Origin of the sequence: Desulfofundulus luciae (assembly GCF_030813795.1) — a bacterium.
GTDB classification, from domain to species: Bacteria; Bacillota; Desulfotomaculia; order Desulfotomaculales; family Desulfovirgulaceae; genus Desulfofundulus; species Desulfofundulus luciae.
On the sequence record NZ_JAUSUX010000060.1, the window covers coordinates 1 to 1,854 of the forward strand.

Annotated in this window: 2 protein-coding genes; one reads left to right on the forward strand and one right to left on the reverse strand. The window is 56.0% G+C overall.

The window, feature by feature from the left end; genetic code table 11:
- Positions 1-57 precede the first annotated feature (57 nt).
- A complete protein-coding gene (locus tag J2Z49_RS14665) occupies positions 58-360 on the forward strand; it encodes a DUF1670 domain-containing protein (protein ID WP_307403926.1) in 303 nt (100 codons plus the stop codon).
- A 723-nt stretch (positions 361-1,083) separates the two neighbouring features.
- Here the strand turns inward: J2Z49_RS14665 and J2Z49_RS14670 are convergent.
- Positions 1,084-1,854, reverse strand: a 771-nt coding sequence (locus J2Z49_RS14670) for a group II intron maturase-specific domain-containing protein (protein ID WP_307403928.1), incomplete at its 5' end; no start/stop codon positions are given.

Consider the following 1,854-nt stretch of genomic DNA (forward strand, 5'->3'; position numbering starts at 1 on the left):
ACCTCTTTTGCCTCCCCCTCTCGAGGGAGATTTTATCATAGGGTGGGTCAGTTTTATTTGACGATCGGGGGTCAATTCTATTTTACGATCTACATCCTGGGCTACACCGAGACGGAAATTGTACGACGGACCGGCCATAGCTATTCTAGTATTGAGAACTACTTGCTTACCTTCGCCAAGGTAGTGGGACTGCTGGAGCGCGGCATGCCGCTGCCTCTCATTCGCAAGACCATCGGCTGCTCCATGAAGCTGGTGGAGAAACACGCCTCCCTCTACCGCAAGTACAACACGCCCGATTACCAGTTCATGCTCATGCAACTTAACCGCCTGTTCGAAAGCCAAAACCTCAAAAAGGGGTAACAAAGGGGGCGGAATATTTGGAAAAGTCGCGGAAGGGTCCACGAATTTACAAAACCCTTCTGGACAAGGATTTGGTCACCGCGCAGAAACTGGAAGTCGCTCTTCGCTTTGACCTGGCCAATGAGTCCTGGCTTGCCGAGACCCTTGTAGAACGCTTCAATGTGGCCATGGACGCTTTCGAGGCCGAGCATGGGGTTCAACGGGTCAAACCCGGTGAATTGCTTGTTGAGTACCGCGGTCGGCAGGTTGCTCTCCCATTGCCGAAACCGGAATGGGCCAAACACTTAGCCGAGGATCGGGCGTTTATCCGCCATAAGACCCGGGTCGAACAAGCGACGCTGGATGTATTGAGGCAGGTGGACCCGCAGAGTGGCCTGGAAGACGTGTGGCGGCTCGTCAATCCCCGAGCTCTCCTGCCAAGGTGGGAGCCAGGTGGCTGCAAACGAATGCGTATGCCAGACAGCGCCCGGCTCATCGACCCCCGCCAGATTCGAGTCAGGCCGATTCACCACCCCAACCCTGGTGAGGTATCGGTCCCGTCCGCTGTGCGGAAACCGCTCCTGGAATTCCTTACCGGTGAAGCCGGAGTTGGAACCGCCCGGGCCAACGCTATGCTTGACTTTCTGGCGGCCCAGCGAGAGGCATATTGTCCCCTGCGTTCCGAACTCAAACCCGGACAAGCCGTCTGGCTGGCCCCGGACATGCGGGTCCGCATCCGGCGGTTCACCAAGCTTGACGAAGATAAGAGTAGCGTTCGGTTAAGCTCATCAGGCCCTGGGATTGCCAGTAGGCGTTGCCCAGGGCTCTATTCATTGGCCCGTGGGCCATCCGCCATGGCCCTTTGCGAGCGTTGGCGAATTCATGTACTACCCATTCAGGCAGTCCCAGTGCACGTAGCTCGCGGTACCTTGTCCGCACTCGCTTCCACTGCTTCCAGAGGCACATGCGCAGCCTCCTCCGCATCCAGCCTTCCAGGTTCTTGAAAATGCTGGGCGTTTCGGCCAGGGCAAAGTAGCCCATCCACCCGCCCAAATAAGCGTTTAACCGCTCTATGCGCTCAGCCATGCTTACGGGTTTATTCCGGGAGGTTATTTCCCGGATTTTCATCTTCACCCGTTTGATGGTTTGCGGTGCCAGGCGGATAAGGATTTGCCCTGTTTTGGCTTTATACATGCTAAACCCCAGGAATTTCAGTTTCCACGGCCGGTCTACCGCGCTTTTCTGCTCGTTAATTTTGAGCTTCAACCGCTCCTGCAGGAACTTACGGATACTGGCCATGACCCTTTCCCCCGCCCGCTTGCTTTTGACATATACGTTACAGTCATCGGCATAACGGACAAACTTGTGGCCCCTCTTTTCCAGTTCTTTGTCCAGGTCGTCCAGTAGGATGTTAGCCAAAAGCGGGCTTAAAGGTCCACCCTGCGGCGTCCCTTCTGCCGTCTCTATGACCACTCCGTTCATCATGACGCCTGCGGTGAGATAGCGGCGGATAAG